Origin of the sequence: Ewingella americana, from assembly GCF_006438725.1 — a bacterium.
Taxonomy (GTDB): Bacteria; Pseudomonadota; Gammaproteobacteria; order Enterobacterales; family Enterobacteriaceae; genus Ewingella; species Ewingella americana_A.
The window spans coordinates 68,325-86,798 of sequence record NZ_RCZD01000019.1; the positions used below are offsets into that span (position 1 = coordinate 68,325).

Consider the following 18,474-nt stretch of genomic DNA (forward strand, 5'->3'; position numbering starts at 1 on the left):
TATAATAAGAATAGCTATTCGCCCGCACCGGTCAACTGAGCCTGAAAGCCGGTGAAGGACCGATAGACGTACAGGCGCAAAACGGCAACCTGCGGCTGTTTGCGGAGCAGAAGCTCAGCATAACGTCAGAAGACGACATTCTTTTCGCAGGCAAAAAACGCATCACGCTGATTGGTGGCGGTGGCACCTACCTGAGGCTGGAGGCCGGGAGAGTGGAATACGGCACGACCGGGACGTATATGCGCCGGGTGAAAAGGACGATGGCGGCGGGAGCGGGTGCGCAACAGCCGGAAATACCATGGCTTGCCGACCCGATAAAAAACAATACCACTGCCTTGATGCAATATCTGTATCACGATGATGCACCGGTAGTGGGTGCACCTTTTACCGCAACCCTTGCGGATGGCTCCGTACGAACGGGCAATCTCGACGGTGCGGGTTATCTGCATCTTGAGGATGTTCCGGAAGGGGGCTTACAGGTGGAGTTTGGTCCTGATGCTCGCTGCTATTTACGGAAAGATAAGTCAGATAATCAGCAGTTTATCGGTTCGTCGGTCAGTGAGACTGATATTGACTCGCTGATAGCGAAACACAGCGGAGGTGTGGAATGAGTGTACCTGGTTATGCCTGGTTTAAAGAAACCAGTCTGGAAACAGGACAATGGATTTGGGGAACGTTGCAAGGGTCATTTAATGAAAAACAGGCCATCAGTCAGATCATCGTTGATGCCGTCATTGGCATGATCCCACTGGTGGGAGATGTTACCGCAGTCCGTGACCTGATTGCGGTTTCCATCGGGCTTGCAAAAGAACCGAAAAAGCGTGAAAGCGTCAGCGAATGGGTGTTTCTGGTTATTCTGCTGTTTGCGTTGATCCCAGTAATAGGCGGCGTGATTAAAGGCGTCGGGCGTTTGGCCCTGCGGGTGACGAAAGAAGCGGCAGAGAATGTGGAAACGCTCAGCAATGTGATTAAGTTTCTGAATCGTGTGGGTGAAGGCGATGCGGTGAAGTGGCTGAATAAACTGAACGTGGTTCAGTATCAGGTGCAGCTTCTAGAGAAGATGAGTGATTTTTGCAACACGATGATCACCGCGATTAATCAAATTTTGAAAGCCAGAATAGGGCGGATGCTGCCGGAGAAATGGCAGGCAGATTTACTTCGTGTGCGGGATGGCTTTACGGCCCTGCAACCGCTGGCGTCGAAAATGATCCCGCAGGCGCTGAAAGAGCTGGATGCGAAACTGCGGGTGCTTCAGGGGTTAGTTTATAAAGGCGAGTTGCTTACTGTTAAAACTGGAGCGGGCCACAGTGCTGAGATTAAGCGTGAGGCAGAGGCGTATTTGCTGGAGCGAGAAATATACAGGGCTGCAAAGCAGGGAACACGTTTTCCAAGTAATGCGGCAGTAGTGGAAGATTTCGAAAAATTACAAGCTCTGTATTCAAAACCGGGCTATCCAGATTTATTGGCATATGAAGGTCAAAGTCCTACATTTGGGAAAAAAAGCATCTTTCCTGCTGTGGCTTCATTTAGCGGTAAGGTTATGCCAATGAGCGCCAACGATCTGGCTGGTAGTACTCTCTATCGTGTGTTTGGTAATGCGACAAAAGATGCCAGAGAAAGTTTTTCGGGTGGTCGTGCGACAGCTTTCTGGGGGTATGAGAAAGTACCTGCCTCAGCAGAAAATTGGCGTATACCAGCAGCTGTACTGGATGAATGGAACGGTAATGGTTTTATCGTAGTGATGAAATTGCCTGAGAACATGGCGATTACTATGCCTGAGGTAGCAGCTTGGCATGGGAAAATTGCAGAGCAATTTGGTAAAGAATTACCAGGTCAATATCTGATCGGTGGCGGTGAACAGGTCATTATTAATTTGGGAGATTTAGCTAAGCAGATAACGGATATCGGGCAGGAAGTTAAGAAAGGTGGTAGGGCGTTAAGTACTCAAATCAATGGTGTCGAACTGGCTTTTTATCCTACAGGCTGGAATGACGTGAACGGAAAATATGGATTTGATAACCCGGATAAGATTAAGCCACCTTTTGTTGAAACCCGTCAGTTGTCTGATAGTGAATTACAAAGCAAAATAGGACAACGTGCGGTTGTTGGTGGAGCACGTGCAGAACATCAGACATCACTGTCTGAACAGGAATAATTTATGAAATTATTAAACACGTATTCAATGAATGATGATAACACTCGCAGGCAGGTATTCTGGATGCTTAAGCGGCTCAGTAGTTATAGCCTCTGGAAGCGTAAGCGAGATGCCTGGGCGGTATTTTCTGATATCTATGAGCAGGCGGTAAAAACGTGGTCTGAGGATGATCCTGACGCTTTGGACCCAAATAATTTAGTCCACATTTATGAAGCGTTGAGATTATACGAGCAAGGAGTTGAAGAGTTAGGAAAAGGCCACAGGCATGTTTGGCGAACTACTGGTGATTTGTATCAGTTATATAAACCAGTAGATATTGTTAAATCACGTTTTTTTGGTCAGTGTCATGAGCGAGGGATACAACAATGGTCCTACCCTCCTAAGGTAGAGAAAATTAATAAACTTCGACTGGCTGAAGAGTATGCCGGAGTTGAGTATATTACTGAGTCGTGTAATCTAGTTGCTAACATCACTAATGTGAATTTTTTATACAGCGATATAATCTATGAGTCCGAATTTTATTCCTTGCCACGTCCTGTTTTTCCGCCAAATCTTGCTCCAGTCCCCAATGAACGAAAAAAAATAATTTCTACTGGATATGTTGTTCCTTGTGATGGTATATGGGAGCCTGGGAGGTTAAGCTTTGACTTTAAATGGAAGGTTATTCCTGTTGGTATCGGTGAATTTGTCAATAATGGGTGTTTTAACTATTTAATTAAAGGTACAAAAGCACCTTTAATTAATGTTTTTGAAAACGGAGAGATGGAAAAAAAATCTGTTGAGTGGCGTCTTATCTGGGAAGACACCCGCTACTGCGACGGTATTATCCCGGATGAATCTGAATATTTTCTGGATGATGCGCCGGGTAAGCGTATTACCTGCCAGAGCGGGGAGCGTTGTCCGCACTCAGGGCATTGGGCAACCATCGCCGGAGGGCATCAGCAGTTTATTGATATTCAGGAGGGGGCATTGATGCCGGAGGCTACGAAATATCAGAGTAATATGCATGCGCCTGAAATTCGCCTGCCAGCGATGTGGAGTCTTTTAAACCGGGAAGACGGTGGAAGTGTTTATTTAAAATCGGAAGATAAATAAATATCCGTTTAATAGATAACGGGTTAGCGCTTTTTGTCGGGCAGGCCCGCTATACGCTGGATATCAATGACAGCACCGTGCAGCCAGACGTGCTGCGTTTTGAGGGCCGTGAGGCACTAAGCGAGCCGTTCACATGGGACATCGAGTTCACCTCCCCGCAGAGTAATATTCCCCCTGAACAGGTGCTGATGAAGTACGCGTCCTTGCGGATGCGCAGCGGCAAAAACGTCCACGGCATCATCACCCGGCTGGAATGGCTGTCAACGTCCGCCGACCAGTCGCACTACCGCCTTACGCTGAGTTCCCGCCTGACGCTGCTGTCGTATACCCGAAAATGTGCCGTGTTCCAGAACCAGTCGGTGACGGAGGTGGTGGAGCAGGTGCTGCGTCAGCACGGGCTGGAAGGGGCGGATTTTGAATTTCGGCTGGAGCGAACTTACCCGCCACGCGAGCTGATAACCCAGTGGCGGGAGACGGATTTGCAGTTCATCCAGCGGCTGTTATCAAAGCTACTTAATAGCTTTCTAATTTGCTGCGGATTAATTGCTTGTTTATGCTATGTCTTGTTTGCAGGTAAAGCGTTACGGACAGGCCAGACAGGATCGCTATCTGCTCTGAGAGTAGCTACTGCCAGCTCAAAAACCGATGAGATAGTACGTCGGGCTTCAGCAGCAACGGTCGGTGCACTACGTTTAGCTGTGCCCTGAGTATTTTTAGAATGTGATGCGGGATAATCTCTCTGATGGGGAGTTTTCCAATGGAGGGGAAGACTACTCGTTCCGGCATAGTGTACTCACCTGAAATGAAGATGGAAGTTGACTGTGCTCAATTTTAGCTGCGCTTCTACGATATCATCTGAGACACTATGAAATGAAAAAATCCACGCAACTGCGTGGATTTAATGGATTTTTTCAGCTGTTATGAGATTCAGTGAAACCTCATGAGACAATAGAAACCATTTAGACGTTAAACAGGAAATTCATCACGTCGCCGTCTTTGACGATGTAATCTTTACCTTCTGAACGCATTTTGCCAGCTTCTTTCGCGCCTTGTTCACCTTTGTAGGTGATGAAGTCGTCAAACGCGATGGTTTGTGCACGAATGAAGCCTTTCTCGAAGTCGGTGTGAATTTTACCGGCTGCCTGTGGGGCGGTAGCGCCAACAGGGATGGTCCATGCGCGGACCTCTTTCACACCTGCGGTGAAGTAGGTTTGCAGGTTCAGCAAGTCATAACCCGCGCGGATCACACGGTTCAGCCCCGGTTCTGTCAGACCCATTTCTACCATAAATTCTGCGCGATCGGCGTCGTCAAGTTCAGCGATGTCAGATTCAACCGCTGCACATACGGCAACTACCACGGAACCTTCAGCTTCGGCAATTTTACGCACGATGTCGAGGTAAGGGTTATTTTCGTAACCGTCTTCGTTAACGTTGGCGATGTACATGGTTGGCTTCAGGGTCAGGAAACTCAGATAGCGGATGGCCGCTTTATCTTCGTCGGTCAGGTCCAGCGCACGCAACATACCGGCTTCGGAAAGCTGTGGCAGACATTTTTCCAGCGCCGCCAGTTCAATTTTAGCGTCTTTATCGCCGCCTTTGGCACGTTTTTGTACACGGTAGATCGCGCGTTCACAGGTGTCGAGGTCTGACAGGGCCAGTTCGGTATTGATGACATCAATGTCGTCAGCCGGGTCAACTTTGTTGTTCACGTGGATAATGTTGTCGTTTTCGAAACAACGTACCACGTGGCCGATAGCTTCGGTTTCACGGATGTTGGTCAGGAACTGGTTACCCAAGCCTTCACCTTTGGATGCGCCTTTTACCAAACCGGCGATATCCACGAATTCCATAGTGGTTGGCAGAATGCGCTGAGGTTTTACGATCTCAGCCAGTTGGTCCAGACGCGAATCTGGCATCGGCACTACGCCGGTGTTAGGTTCGATGGTACAGAACGGGAAGTTAGCTGCTTCGATACCCGCTTTGGTCAGCGCATTGAACAGAGTAGATTTACCGACGTTCGGCAGGCCAACGATACCGCATTTGAATCCCATGATGTTCTCACCTTAAATATCTTAATAATCAAGCAATTAATGTTAATTGCACGATGTAATGACCACAATAGGCCGCATTATACACGCAATAGTCCTTTTTCTCGAATACCCGTCATTCTCGAGCGGCCAACAGCTCGGTGGATTGGCCCCCAGGCTGCTGCCTGAATGCCGCTGCGGGGATTAAAGGGTTTTCCTGCCCGTAAACAAATAATCCAACCTTGCTTCACCGGGTTCATTTTTAGATACTTGTCACAATTTTTTAACTGACTGGAAATGAATTGGATGTATATGTTTCCCCTGCGGGGCGTGAAGATGTCGGATGTGAAGAACGAGACGCTGGCAGGCTTTGTGGTGGCGGTATCGATGATCCCTGAAGCGGTTGGATTTTCGCTGGTGGCCGGGCTTTCGCCGATAGTGGGTTTGCACACGGCATTTATTATCGGGCTGGTGACGGCGCTGTTGGGTGGCAAGCCTGGCATGGTATCCGGCGCGGCAGGTTCTATTGTGGTGGTGCTGATGAGTCTGGCGGCCCAGTACGGCATGGGTTATGTGCTGTGGGCGACGATTTTTGCTGGCGTGATCCAGATGTTGATCGGCATCTTCCGTCTGGGCAAATTCATTCGTTTGGTTCCACTTCCGGCGATCCACGGTTTTGTTAATGGACTGGCGATTGTCATCATGATGGCGCAATTACATATGATAGCCGGGCAGGGACCGTTGATGTACGGGTTGGTGGCGCTGGCGATTTTAGTTGTGGTGATATTCCCCAAATTAACCAAAATCATCCCTGCTTCATTGGCGGCGTTGATTGTGGTGTCGGCGGTGGCAATTGGTTTTAACCTGCCTACGCTGCGCGTAGGGGATTTGGCCGATATCTCCGGGGCCTTGCCGCACTTTAGTTTACCGATTGCGCCGTTCAATCTTGAAATGATCAAAGTGGTGCTGCCGTACGCGGTAGTGATCGCCTTAGTTGGGCTGATTGAGTCTCTGCTCACCATGACGGTGCTGGATGAAATGGGTGGCAAGAAAGGGAACGGTAATCGAGAAAGCATTGCCCAGGGAGCCGGCAATACGATTTGCGGTCTGTTTGGCTGTTTTGCCGGATGTGCGATGATTGGCCAGTCGATCATTAACTTTACTTCCGGTGGGCGTGGGCGGATTTCGGGCATTGTCGGCGCTCTGTTGCTGATTCTATTTGTGGTCAGCCTGTCGGGTTATATTGGCTTGCTGCCGGTGGCGGCCCTGGCAGGGATCATGCTGGTGGTGTGTTACAACACCTTTGAGTGGAGTTCACTGCGCCGTTTACGCCGAATGCCGAAAGCCGACGCATTGGTGATGGTGATCGTCACGGTGATCACTATCTTTACCGATCTGGCGGTTGCGGTGATCAGCGGAGTCATTATCTCTGCGCTGGTGTTTGCCTGGCAGCAGGCACGTATTCGTATCCGCGAACATAAAACGCAGGGAGAACTGACGGTATATAAGCTCGACGGGCCCCTATTCTTTGGCTCTGCTGCGGCGTTTGCCGAATTATTCGAACCACAGAATGATCCGCAAAGCGTGGTGCTGGATTTTGCCGGTACACGGGTAATGGATTCAAGCGGTGTTGATGCGATTGATAAACTGACAGCACGCTATTTGGACGCGGGGAAAATCATCCGTCTGCGCCATTTAAGCAGCGACTGCGTAAGTTTGTTGAAGAAAGCCGGGCCGTTCTGTATTCATGAGCTGGATGACCCGGAATATTATGTGGTTGAAGAGGGTTTTTAGTCATGTGATTAATTAGTTTATTTTTTTAAATAAAAATGATATTTTCCCGCATCAACGATATTTAGCGAGCCTATGCTCGTTTTTTTGATTATTGCAATCAATCGGGGTATTATTGTTTTTAACTTAATCATTCATGCTGATTATTATTTTCTATGGCAACCTCAAATGATTGTTATAATGTATGATTTTTTTTGGCATCGTAGATTACATATGATTATCGCCAAAATTTAATATTTTTAATAGTGTGCAATATTTTAATTTAAAAATTTTTTTAAAATGTAAAACTTAACGTTTTCAATAACTTTAACTAAAGGAATACCTATGTATACTATGGAAAGAAATATATTCGAAAGTTATACAAAGTTTTTAGATATAAATAAATCGGATGGAACGTGTATGGGGATGACACTGACCTGGCTTGGTGACATTTTAAAAGAAAGCAATGGCCGCGCTCCGTATAAAAACTTGCAAAGAACGTTTTTCCCCGATGTTAAGGATAACATCTCCTTAACAAGATTTTATGAGCGAGGTTTGGCTAAACAGCAGAATTATGCAAGCAGGTATGAGGCCTTCGAAAAAAATGTAAAAAATCATGCCGCTGTAACTTCTGATATGTTTACGGCCAAATATAAAGATAGGAAGCAGAGGGCTGTTGAAGCTAAAAATAGTGTGGCTGGATTACATTACAGACATGCGCCTCTTACTTCTTATCGAGATATTCAGGGCCTGGATGTTAACAATGTATGCTCACCTCCAAAAAGTGGCGTTATAATTATTCTTGACATAGGAAAGGCAAATCAAAACCCTCACGCGGTTGCTGCAATTAGAACCAGTGAATATGACACTTATTTTTTTGACCCTGGTTATGGTTTGTTTCATATAACAGAAAAGCAACCAAACAGAGACATAGAAAGCATTCTTTATAAACACTATAAGCGATTCTATTTCAGCGGGCAGATTGTAATAAGCAAATCATAGTATAACCAGCCATCAGGATAGGGCTAAGGCAAACGGGTATATAACCAACCCGTTTGCTTACCTTCATTCAGCTTTAAAGCTATGCAGGCGTTGTACCGTTTTTTCCAGACCTTCTTTCATCAGCATTTCGGTACAACGCAGCGACTCATCAATTGCATCATCAATCAGTTTCTGCTCGCTGGCTGGTGGTTTGCCGAGCACAAATCCCACCACTTTACTCTTATCACCTGGGTGCCCAATACCAATGCGCAGTCGGTAAAAGTTAGGATTATTCCCCAGTTTGCTCTGAATATCTTTCAGACCGTTGTGGCCGCCATTGCCGCCACCAAGTTTAATTTTTGCTACACCCGGCGGAATATCCAACTCGTCGTGTGCCACCAGAATCTCATCGGGCTCTATGCGGTAGAAGTTAGCCATCGCCACCACGGCTTTACCGCTGAGGTTCATGAAGGTCGTCGGCACCAGCAGGCGAACGTCCTGGCCGGCCAGCGACAGTCGCGCAGTGTAGCCGTAAAACTTACTCTCTTCCTTTAATTGCTGATTGTGTTGGCGGGCGAGGAGGTCCACATACCAGGCACCGGCGTTATGTCGTGTTTGGGCGTATTCTGCGCCCGGATTGGCCAGACCCACTATTAGTTTAATGCTGCTCACGTTGGTTTCGCTTCTTCATGAGGTGACGTCAAGGGCGCTAGTTTACCTGTGCAACCCAGCCGTGCCAAACCTGGGAGGATGTATTTAGGCTTATTACTTTTGAGGGTGAATAATATTGTTGGAGAACTATTCATTTTTCGAAGATAAATAGTGGAAAAGCGTAAAGATTTGTCATGCAATGTTTCTCGTCTGTGATCGTTGCCGCAAAGTTAAAGTTAGCTGCCGACTACAATTTAATCAGGAAACGCAGATAAACATGGTTGTTTAATTGATGGACTAAAGGAGGTGACATATGAAACGTAAAACCGCAGCAGTAATCGGCAATGTGCTGATGGGGCTTGGTCTGGTCACTATGGTCGGCGGTGTCGGATATTCCATACTCAATCAGTTGCCGAATATGGACTTACCCCAATTTTTAGCACATGGTGCAGTAGCCAGTATTTTCCTCGGTGCGATTTTATGGCTGGCCGGTGCGAGAGTCGGTGGACGCGAGCGCGTTGCTGACCGTTATTTCTGGGTGCGTCACTATGATGCCCGCTGCCGTAAGAATCACCGCCATCCATAACAGTACTCTATTAGCTTTCTAATACGTTAGAAGTCTAATAAAAGAAAAACCCGTTACTGGCTATGCCATAACGGGTTTTTTTATCCGCGATTTTACGCGTCTTCCATCATCTTCCCTCCCGCAGGCGGAAGGGGCAATGATTAATGCTCGAACATAGCTGAAATGGATTCTTCGTTGCTGATGCGGCGAATAGCCTCAGCCAGCATGCCTGACAGAGTCAGGGTACGCACTTTTTTCAGCGCGCGAATTTCCGCAGACAGCGGGATGGTGTCACAAACAATCACTTCGTCGATCACGGAATTTCTGATGTTTTCTACTGCGTTACCGGAGAAGATCGGGTGAGTCGCATAAGCAAATACGCGCTTTGCACCGCGTTCTTTCAGCGCTTCAGCTGCTTTACACAGCGTACCACCGGTATCGATCATGTCATCAACCAGCACACAGTCGCGACCTGCCACATCACCAATAATGTGCATCACCTGAGAAACGTTGGCGCGTGGGCGACGTTTATCGATGATAGCCATATCAGTGTCATTGAGCAGTTTAGCCACTGCGCGGGCGCGGACAACGCCACCAATATCTGGTGAAACCACGATTGGGTTTTCCAGATTTTGTTGCAGCATATCTTCCAGCAGGATTGGGCTACCGAATACGTTATCTACCGGTACGTCGAAGAAGCCCTGGATCTGTTCGGCGTGTAAATCTACGGTAAGAACGCGGTCAACGCCCACGCTGGAAAGGAAATCCGCAACAACTTTTGCGGTGATTGGCACACGGGCTGAACGCACCCGGCGATCCTGACGTGCATAACCGAAATAAGGAATGACGGCGGTAATACGGCCGGCGGAAGCGCGGCGTAAGGCATCAACCATTACGACCAGTTCCATCAGGTTATCGTTAGTAGGCGCGCAGGTGGACTGGATAATGAAAATATCTCCGCCACGTACATTTTCGTTGATTTGCACACTTACTTCACCGTCGCTGAAACGACTGACGGCGGCGTCACCAAGGCTGGTGTATAAACGGTTGGCAATACGTTGTGCTAGTTCCGGGGTGGCGTTACCAGCAAAAAGCTTCATATCAGGCACGAGAAGAACCTCAGGCTTGCGTCCAGGGAAGACATCGGCTTATGGCACCACCGGGCGGTGAGCGGTGCCACAGCATTATGCTTACGAGAAAAAATACTTCGATACATCAAAACTTACTGCAAATAAGAACTCTGTTACCTACTGAGAGGCTGGCAAAGAACAGACACAGATAACGGGACTGTGATTGCTCTACGCTTTGCCTGCGGCTCTCAATATTTCTGCGCGGTAAGAGTGAAGGGGGGAGACGTTAACGCCTTTCGCCACAAAACCCGAAACCCGCGCAGGAATCTGACGCAAAACCTCACGGGCTTCATGCTCTGAGTTGAATTCGGCAAACACACAAGCACCCGTGCCAGTCATACGTGACGGCGCGTATTCTAACAGCCAAGAAACAAGCTGTTCAACCTCGCAAAATCGTTTTCTCGCAATCGGTTGGCAATCATTTGTCCAGGCTGTGCTTAAAAGCACATTAATCGGACGTTTTGGGGTATTACGAATCAGTTCGGGATCGCCAAAAATGGCTGGAGTCGGAATATGAATTCCAGGGTGTGCCACCAGATACCATTTTTCTGCCGGGGTGACGGGGTGAAGGATTTCGCCAATCCCTTCGGCAAACGCCGCATGTCCCATCACAAACACGGGCACATCGGCACCTAATGTCACGCCTAGCGCCGCCAACTGTTCGTCGGTCAAACCGCAATTCCACAGGGTATTAAGTGCAATCAGCACGGTCGCTGCGTTAGACGAACCACCGCCAAGCCCCCCCCCCATGGGGAGCCGCTTGGTTAATGCAATGTCCGCACCCAACGTACTCTGGGTATGGCGTTGCAATAGACGCGCAGCGCGCACCACCAGATTATCTTCGTTAGCGACACCTGCGACAGGCGTCGTAAGGACAATCTGGCCGTCGGACCGTGGCGTGAACCCGAGGCTGTCGCCGTAGCTCACAAACTGAAACAGTGTTTGCAGTTCGTGATAACCGTCGGGGCGTTGCCCCGTTATATAAAGGAATAAATTGAGTTTAGCCGGAGAAGGCCACAATTGCGTCATCTCAGTTTAAGGTCCAGCTATCCATTTTCAGTTTGATACGTTGATCGTCCTGTGTCAGCTCAAGACGATCTGGCAGGGAGGGGATCATGTCATTACTGTAACTTTGGTAAACTACGTTACCTTTCAGACCGTTATGGCTGTAGTTAACCTTTGACAGGCGATACTGGCTGTCGAGGGTGAAATCACTTTCGTCGCCCGGCAGGCCAAGCATCCACAGACGCAAGTTAGCCAGCGGGATCGACATGCCTGTCAGCTTCTGGATCATTTCATCAGGATTGTCGCTGGTGTATTTCTTGCCCTGGTTGTTGGTCACCTGGGCGATACCACTTTGCACTTTCAGCTCCATCTCGGTGCTGCCAAGCGGGTTGGTCAGCAGTAGACGGTAGCTGTCCGGCGAGTACTGCTGCCAGAAGAAACGGGCATAGACTTTCTGTTTATCGGAAATATAGGCGAAAGAACCACGGGTCTGATAATGCTCCAGCTTTTTGACCTGCGCTTCGTGCTCGCGCCACTGTGGCGAAGTCGGGCTGGTTGCCGGGCCTTTTGGGGTGTTAATCGTACAGGCGGCAAGTACCAGGCTGGCAAGAGGAAGAAGGCGAAGTAGGTTGGCTTTACGCATTGGCATAACGGATTAAGTCCTTGGGTGCTGAGGCATCAGTGCCTGGGCAAATTCGGCGGGCGCCAGTTTACCACACTTACGTAACGCCCTTTGACGATCTGATGCGAGTAAAAATTTAGAAAGGTATACTGGTGGTATGTTTTCTTCATTCAATAGGTAGCAATAATATATTTTATATGTACTGGAAATTAATTCTATTAGCTCTGGCGCTGTATGGCACATCTGTATGGATGATCCTTCACGCTGCGAATGCATGGAAAACAGGCGTTCTGATTGAAACGAGAAAAATGTCGCCGATAAAGGACTATTACTATCGGGGTGAGTTTATGTATTACTTTCAGATCACGTTGTATTCGTTAGGCGGGTCATTTATGACTGGGTTTGCTACCTGGCTTCTAATGAATCGCTAATGGAGATGAAATAGGAGCACTCAAAGTATAGGGCTGGCCAAGTAGAATCAAACTCACAAGGCGATAAAATCAGGCATCGAGCCGCTTGCAGTCTGGCTGAAACCTTTGGTCAGAAAGAAATCCACATCATATTTAACGGATAATGCTGCTTAGCTTTTATTGATCCCGCGCATCTTGTAGAATGCGCCTCAAGACGTAAACCCATACCAACATAGGTATTACTCGATAATCGCTTCCCTATGACCCTGCTTGCATTAGGTATCAATCACAAAACCGCACCGATTTCACTGCGCGAACGGGTAACGTTCTCACCCGAGACCATTGAACAGGCGCTCTCTAGTCTGCTCCAGCAACCGCTGGTGCAGGGCGGTGTCGTGTTGTCCACCTGTAACCGGACTGAGCTCTATCTCAGCGTGGAACAACAGGGAGGTCTACAGGAACAGCTGGTGACCTGGCTGTGTGATTATCATCATCTCAGCGCTGAGGAAGTCAAAAAAAGTCTTTACTGGCATCAGGATAACGCCGCCGTCAGTCATCTGATGCGCGTAGCGAGTGGTCTTGATTCGCTGGTTCTCGGCGAACCGCAGATTTTAGGTCAGGTGAAAAAAGCCTTTGCGGAATCCCAGCACGGGCAGGCCGTTTCCGGCGAACTTGAGCGTTTATTCCAAAAATCCTTCTCCGTCGCCAAGCGCGTGCGCACGGAAACGGATATTGGCGCCAGTGCTGTCTCTGTGGCTTTTGCGGCCTGTACGCTGGCACGCCAGATCTTTGAATCCCTGTCAGACGTCAGCGTGCTGCTGGTCGGTGCCGGTGAAACCATTGAGCTGGTGGCGCGTCATCTGCGCGAACATAAAGTTCGCCATATGATGATTGCCAACCGCACCCGCGAACGCGCACAACTGCTGGCTGATGAAGTCGGTGCGGAAGTGATCACCCTGCAGGACATCGATTCTCGTCTGGCCGAAGCCGATATCATTATCAGTTCCACCGCCAGCCCGTTACCTATTATTGGTAAAGGCATGGTGGAAAGGGCACTCAAAGCTCGCCGCAACCAGCCAATGCTGATGGTGGATATCGCCGTTCCGCGTGATATTGAGCCGGAAGTCGGGAAACTCGCCAACGCCTACCTTTATAGCGTTGACGACCTGCACAGTATTATTCAAAACAATTTGGCTCAACGTAAGGCCGCAGCCATTCAGGCGGAGTCTATCGTTGAGCAGGAAAGCTCTAATTTCATGGCGTGGCTGCGGTCGCAGGGCGCGGTGGAAATTATTCGTGATTACCGCTCCCGCGCCGATCTGGTGCGCGCCGAAGCCGAAGCCAAAGCGCTGGCAGCTATTGCACAAGGTGCCGATGTCACCGCTGTTATCCACGAATTAGCCTACAAATTGACCAATCGTCTTATTCACGCTCCCACCCGCTCTTTGCAACAGGCCGCCAGCGATGGCGATGTCGAACGCTTGCAAATTTTACGCGACAGCCTCGGGCTGGATCAGCAATAGTTCTCTTTTATCACAGGGTTAAACACCACGCATGAAGCCTTCTATTGTTGCCAAACTGGAAGTGTTACAAGAGCGCCATGAAGAAGTACAGGCGATGCTCGGCGATGCCGCCGTCATTGCCGATCAGGACAAATTCCGCAACCTCTCCCGCGAATACGCACAGCTGACAGATGTCTCTGAATGTTTTCTGACCTGGCGTCAGGCGCAGGAAGATTTAGCCGCCGCCGAAGAGATGCTTGATGATCCTGAGATGCGGGAAATGGCGCAGGACGAAATCAAAAGTTGTAAAGCTAAACTGGAAGAGCTCGAACAGCAACTTCAGTTACTGCTGTTGCCAAAAGACCCAGATGACGAACGCGGCTGCTTTCTGGAAGTCCGCGCGGGTACCGGCGGTGATGAAGCGGCGATTTTCGCCGGTGATCTGTTTCGTATGTACAGCCGTTATGCCGAAACCCGTCGCTGGCGTGTGGAGATCATGAGCGCCCATGAAGGTGAACACGGTGGCTACAAAGAAGTGATTGCCAAAGTGATGGGCGATGGCGTGTATGGCCAGTTCAAGTTTGAGTCAGGCGGTCACCGTGTTCAGCGCGTGCCGGAGACGGAATCCCAGGGACGCATTCACACCTCTGCGTGCACCGTAGCCGTGATGCCAGAAGTGCCGGAAGCAGAACTGCCGGAAATCAACGCCGGTGATTTGAAAATTGACACCTTCCGTTCTTCTGGTGCAGGGGGTCAGCACGTTAACACCACCGACTCTGCCATTCGTATTACTCACTTGCCAACCGGCATTGTGGTGGAGTGTCAGGACGAGCGTTCGCAGCACAAAAACAAAGCCAAAGCGATGTCGGTGCTTGGTGCGCGTATCCGTGCGGCAGAAATGGCCAAGCGTCATGCGGAAGAGGCGTCGACACGCCGCAATCTGTTGGGCAGCGGTGATCGTTCGGATCGCAACCGCACTTATAACTTCCCGCAGGGCCGCGTTACCGACCACCGTATCAACCTGACTATTTACCGTCTGGATGAAGTAATGGAAGGCAAGCTCGACATGCTGATCCAGCCGATTGTTCAGGAATATCAGGCCGACCAGCTTGCTGCGCTGTCCGAGCAAGACTAATGGATTTCCAGCATTGGCTTGCCAATGCCACAACGCGCCTGGCTGCGGGTGACAGCCCAAAACGGGACGCGGAAATTTTGCTGGGTTTTGTCACCGGTAAAGCACGCACCTTTATCATGGCTTTCGGCGAAACTCCGCTGACGGCCTGCCAAACTGAACAGCTTGAAACCCTGCTGGCGCGGCGCGAGCGGGGCGAGCCTGTGGCGTATCTGGTCGGTGAGCGCGAATTCTGGTCGCTTTCGCTGAGCGTTTCCCCCGCGACCTTGATCCCCCGTCCTGATACCGAATGCCTGGTTGAACAGGCGTTATTGCGCCTGCCTGCTACGGCCGTAAAAGTGTTAGATCTCGGCACTGGCACGGGTGCTATCGCACTGGCGATTGCCAGCGAGCGGCCGGATTGCCAAATCACCGGTATCGATCTGCATCCCGAGGCTGTCAAACTGGCACAACACAATGCGCAGAAGCTGAATATCCGCAATACTCGTTTCCTGCAGGGCAGCTGGTTTAGGCCGGTTTCCCAACAGCGTTTCACCCTGATCGCCAGTAATCCTCCCTATATTGATGCCGCTGATCCCCATCTGTCTGAAGGCGACGTTCGTTTCGAACCTATGAGTGCGCTGGTGGCAGAAGATGCAGGTCTTGCCGATCTGGCGCATATTATTCAGTCGGCAACCGCGTATCTTGAAGAACACGGCTGGCTGTTGCTCGAACATGGCTGGCAGCAGGCAACAGAAGTACAGAATATATTCAAACAGGCGGGCTACCGTGATATCGCCACCGTGAAAGATTATGGCGGCAACGATCGGATCAGTCTGGGACAGTGGAGCACCGAGTCACGCGATAAATAATAAAGCAGTGACCGGCCAGCATCAGGCCATCTATTTTCTTAACAAGGAAGCTGGAAGTGTCGTCATATATTTGGGTCAAAAATCTGCATCTGGTCACCATTACGCTGAGCATAATATTGTTCGTGCTGCGTTTTTTCTGGAAATGGGCCGGTTCTGCTATGCTGCAGAAACGTTGGGTAAGAATCATGCCGCACGCCGTCGACACGTTATTGCTGCTGAGCGGTGTTGCACTGATTTTCATTACCCACTTCTATCCGTTCAGCCCGCAGGGAACCTGGCTGACCGAAAAGCTTTTCGGCGTTATCATCTACATCCTCCTGGGTTTCGTTGCCTTGAGTAAACGCCCGCGCAGCCAGACGACGCGCTGGATTGCCTTTATTCTGGCACTGGGATGCTTGTCTTTGATCGTGAAGCTTGCCATGACCAAAATACCGTTGCTGATGGGATAACTATGAGTGCCATTGCTGATTTTGAATTTAACGCCTCGCCACTGAGCGCGGGTGTCATCCTGGTAACGCAGGCGATTCGTCTGGATTTTAAAGCCGAGGATGTGAGCCGCCAGTTACAGTCACTGGTTGATGAGGCGCGCCGCGAGGTGCCACAGGATCTCAGCCAGGATCAGCAACTTGAAGTACTAATTAAGTTGTTTTACCGCACCTGGGGCTTTGGCGGGGCGGGCGGTGTTTATCGCCTGTCTGACGCCATCTGGCTGGATAAAGTGCTGGCATCACGCCAGGGAACGCCGGTTTCGTTGGGGGTCATTTTCCTGCACATTGCCCATGAGCTGGATCTGCCGCTGATGCCCGTCATCTTCCCGACACAACTGATTATGCGTGCCGACTGGCTTGATGAAGAGATGTGGCTGGTGAACCCAATCAACGGCGATACGCTGAGTGAACATATTCTGCACGTGTGGCTGAAAGGCAATCTGGGCGTCAATGCTGAAATCGAAGATGATGATCTAGAGGAAGCTGAAAATACCGTCATTGTGCGCAAAATGCTCGATACGCTAAAAGCCGCGCTGATGGAAGAGAAACAGATGGAACTGGCTCTGCGCGCCAGCCAGGCTGTGCTGGAGTTTGACCCGGATGACCCTTACGAAATTCGCGATCGCGGTTTGATTTATGCCCAGTTAGACTGTAACCACGTTGCGATTTCTGATTTAAACTATTTTGTTGAACAGTGCCCGGAAGATCCCATTTCCGAAGTGATCAAAATGCAGATCCACGCCATTGAGCATAAGCAAGTGACGTTGCACTGAGTTACAATCAGCACAGTTTTTAAGTAATTATTGACCGATTAGCGTTTAAATACAGCAAATTGGCTGTATGACTACTGTACCTGAATGACTTTTAATAAGGCCAAAGCATGAAACAGAAAGTGGTTAGCATTAAGGATATTAACGTCGCCAACGACCTGCCGTTTGTGTTGTTCGGTGGTATGAACGTGCTGGAATCACGCGATATGGCAATGCGGGTTTGCGAGCATTACGTTACCGTCACGCAAAAATTGGGCATTCCTTATGTGTTCAAAGCGTCTTTTGATAAAGCCAACCGCTCGTCAATTCACTCCTACCGTGGACCAGGCCTTGATGAAGGCATGAAGATTTTCCAGGAGCTGAAAAAGACGTTTGGCGTGAAAATCATCACTGACGTCCATGAATCCTGGCAAGCACAGCCTGTTTCAGAAGTGGTTGATGTGATCCAGTTGCCTGCGTTCCTGGCTCGTCAGACCGATCTGGTCGAAGCGATGGCAAAAACTGGCGCTGTGATCAACGTGAAAAAACCCCAGTTCGTCAGCCCTGGTCAGATGGGCAATATCGTGGACAAATTCAAAGAGGGCGGCAACGATCAGGTCATTCTGTGCGACCGCGGTAGCAACTTTGGTTATGACAACCTGGTGGTCGACATGCTGGGTATCAATGTGATGATTAACGCCACGGGAGGGCATCCTGTGATCTTCGACGTGACTCACGCTCTGCAAACCCGTGATCCGTTCGGTGCCGCTTCCGGTGGCCGTCGTGCACAGGTTGCTGAACTGGCGCGTGCGGGAATGGCGGTCGGCATTGCTGGCCTGTTCATCGAAGCCCATGAAGACCCTGAACACGCGAAATGCGATGGTCCTTCCGCCTTGCCGCTGGCTAAACTGGAACCTTTCCTGGTGCAGATGAAAGCTATCGACGATCTGGTGAAAAGCTTCGACGTGCTGGATACCAGCAAGTAAGCGAAGGTTTTTCGCCCTATAGTGAGTGCAGATAACAAAAAGGCGACCCCATAAAGGTTAATGCCGTTCACTTAAGCCTCACGTGACTTAAAACTGAACGGATATTTAGGTGGTATGTAAAGCACTGTACGATCGTATCGTCGGTGCTTTCTTTTTTCCGGAAGGATAAACGCTTTTACATTTTCCCTCATTCCTTTCAGATGCTTAGGGATGTTTCCCGCAGCACCTTTACCGCTCACTCTGACCTGCGATACCAGGATATTTAATGCCGCAACAAAGCTAATTCGCGTCGGTATGACTCCAGCCTCCCCTGCTATATCAACCATTTCCTTTCTCAGCAGATTATAGGAGACCA

16 protein-coding genes and 4 pseudogenes are annotated in these 18,474 nt (G+C 49.6%); 13 read left to right on the forward strand and 7 right to left on the reverse strand.

The features are described from left to right. Positions 1 to 14: 14 nt before the first annotated feature. The 4 genes and pseudogenes from EAH77_RS23560 to EAH77_RS23575 all read left to right on the forward strand — a co-directional run. Positions 15 to 611: pseudogene (locus EAH77_RS23560) on the forward strand (DUF2345 domain-containing protein); the annotation flags it as partial. Beyond that, positions 608 to 2,155, forward strand: a complete 1,548-nt coding sequence (locus EAH77_RS23565) for a DUF4112 domain-containing protein (RefSeq protein WP_140475666.1) — start codon at positions 608 to 610, stop codon at positions 2,153 to 2,155. The pseudogene EAH77_RS23560 and the gene EAH77_RS23565, both read left to right, overlap by 4 nt. 3 nt (positions 2,156 to 2,158) lie before the next feature. Then, on the forward strand, positions 2,159 to 3,250 hold the full coding sequence (locus EAH77_RS23570; RefSeq protein WP_140475668.1) for an Imm72 family immunity protein: 1,092 nt from the start codon (positions 2,159 to 2,161) through the stop codon (positions 3,248 to 3,250). Positions 3,251 to 3,261: 11 nt separating this feature from the next. Continuing rightward, positions 3,262 to 3,762, forward strand: a pseudogene (locus tag EAH77_RS23575) (contractile injection system protein, VgrG/Pvc8 family); the annotation flags it as partial. Here the strand turns inward: EAH77_RS23575 and EAH77_RS23580 are convergent. Continuing rightward, positions 3,744 to 4,036 (reverse strand): annotated as a pseudogene (locus EAH77_RS23580) (phage integrase central domain-containing protein); the annotation flags it as partial. The pseudogenes EAH77_RS23575 and EAH77_RS23580 sit on opposite strands and share 19 nt — an antisense overlap. Positions 4,037 to 4,209: 173 nt before the next feature. Next, complete coding sequence (gene ychF, locus EAH77_RS23585) at positions 4,210 to 5,301, reverse strand: redox-regulated ATPase YchF (RefSeq protein ID WP_140475670.1); 1,092 nt, start codon at positions 5,299 to 5,301, stop codon at positions 4,210 to 4,212. Positions 5,302 to 5,589: 288 nt separating this feature from the next. Here ychF and EAH77_RS23590 point away from each other — a divergent pair, with 288 nt between their 5' ends. Both EAH77_RS23590 and EAH77_RS23595 read left to right on the forward strand, forming a co-directional pair. Then, positions 5,590 to 7,071, forward strand: coding sequence for a SulP family inorganic anion transporter (locus EAH77_RS23590; RefSeq protein ID WP_140475706.1), 1,482 nt, complete (start codon positions 5,590 to 5,592; stop codon positions 7,069 to 7,071). Positions 7,072 to 7,392: 321 nt separating this feature from the next. Beyond that, complete coding sequence (locus EAH77_RS23595) at positions 7,393 to 8,049, forward strand: YopT-type cysteine protease domain-containing protein (RefSeq protein WP_140475672.1); 657 nt, start codon at positions 7,393 to 7,395, stop codon at positions 8,047 to 8,049. A 63-nt stretch (positions 8,050 to 8,112) separates the two neighbouring features. On the opposite strand, the gene pth is transcribed toward EAH77_RS23595, so the two are convergent. Next, positions 8,113 to 8,700 carry an aminoacyl-tRNA hydrolase gene (gene pth, locus EAH77_RS23600; RefSeq protein ID WP_140475674.1) on the reverse strand — a complete coding sequence of 196 codons (588 nt, stop codon included), beginning with the start codon at positions 8,698 to 8,700 and terminating at the stop codon, positions 8,113 to 8,115. Positions 8,701 to 8,992: 292 nt separating this feature from the next. Here pth and ychH point away from each other — a divergent pair, with 292 nt between their 5' ends. Continuing rightward, entirely contained in the window at positions 8,993 to 9,265 is a 273-nt protein-coding gene (gene ychH, locus EAH77_RS23605) for a stress-induced protein YchH (protein WP_140475676.1), read from the forward strand. A gap of 140 nt (positions 9,266 to 9,405) precedes the next feature. Here the strand turns inward: ychH and prs are convergent, their stop codons facing one another. The 3 genes from prs to lolB all read right to left on the reverse strand — a co-directional run bounded on the left by prs (position 9,406) and on the right by lolB (position 12,028). Then, positions 9,406 to 10,353, reverse strand: coding sequence for a ribose-phosphate diphosphokinase (gene prs, locus EAH77_RS23610; RefSeq protein ID WP_104921955.1), 948 nt, complete (start codon positions 10,351 to 10,353; stop codon positions 9,406 to 9,408). Positions 10,354 to 10,542: 189 nt separating this feature from the next. Beyond that, a complete protein-coding gene (gene ispE / locus EAH77_RS23615; RefSeq protein ID WP_140475678.1) occupies positions 10,543 to 11,403 on the reverse strand; it encodes a 4-(cytidine 5'-diphospho)-2-C-methyl-D-erythritol kinase in 861 nt (286 codons plus the stop codon). A 1-nt stretch (position 11,404) separates the two neighbouring features. Beyond that, positions 11,405 to 12,028, reverse strand: a complete 624-nt coding sequence (gene lolB / locus EAH77_RS23620; protein ID WP_140475680.1) for a lipoprotein insertase outer membrane protein LolB — start codon at positions 12,026 to 12,028, stop codon at positions 11,405 to 11,407. A gap of 643 nt (positions 12,029 to 12,671) precedes the next feature. On the opposite strand from lolB, the gene hemA reads away from it, so the two are divergent. The 6 genes from hemA to kdsA all read left to right on the forward strand — a co-directional run bounded on the left by hemA (position 12,672) and on the right by kdsA (position 18,119). Next, positions 12,672 to 13,934: a glutamyl-tRNA reductase gene (gene hemA, locus EAH77_RS23625; protein ID WP_140475682.1), complete on the forward strand. Its 1,263-nt coding sequence runs from the start codon at positions 12,672 to 12,674 to the stop codon at positions 13,932 to 13,934. 31 nt (positions 13,935 to 13,965) lie between these two features. After that, positions 13,966 to 15,048, forward strand: a complete 1,083-nt coding sequence (gene prfA / locus EAH77_RS23630; protein WP_140475684.1) for a peptide chain release factor 1 — start codon at positions 13,966 to 13,968, stop codon at positions 15,046 to 15,048. Then, the gene (prmC, locus tag EAH77_RS23635) at positions 15,048 to 15,896 is read left to right on the forward strand and encodes a peptide chain release factor N(5)-glutamine methyltransferase (protein WP_140475686.1); all 849 of its coding nucleotides are present in this window, start codon (positions 15,048 to 15,050) and stop codon (positions 15,894 to 15,896) included. The genes prfA and prmC overlap by 1 nt, the downstream gene beginning before the upstream one ends. 56 nt (positions 15,897 to 15,952) lie before the next feature. Beyond that, complete coding sequence (locus tag EAH77_RS23640; protein WP_140475688.1) at positions 15,953 to 16,345, forward strand: SirB2 family protein; 393 nt, start codon at positions 15,953 to 15,955, stop codon at positions 16,343 to 16,345. A 2-nt stretch (positions 16,346 to 16,347) separates the two neighbouring features. After that, positions 16,348 to 17,157: an invasion regulator SirB1 gene (sirB1, locus tag EAH77_RS23645; protein ID WP_140475690.1), complete on the forward strand. Its 810-nt coding sequence runs from the start codon at positions 16,348 to 16,350 to the stop codon at positions 17,155 to 17,157. A gap of 107 nt (positions 17,158 to 17,264) precedes the next feature. After that, a complete protein-coding gene (kdsA, locus tag EAH77_RS23650) occupies positions 17,265 to 18,119 on the forward strand; it encodes a 3-deoxy-8-phosphooctulonate synthase (RefSeq protein WP_140475692.1) in 855 nt (284 codons plus the stop codon). Positions 18,120 to 18,190: 71 nt separating this feature from the next. Here the strand turns inward: kdsA and EAH77_RS23655 are convergent. Further along, positions 18,191 to 18,474: pseudogene (locus tag EAH77_RS23655) on the reverse strand (IS4 family transposase); the annotation flags it as partial.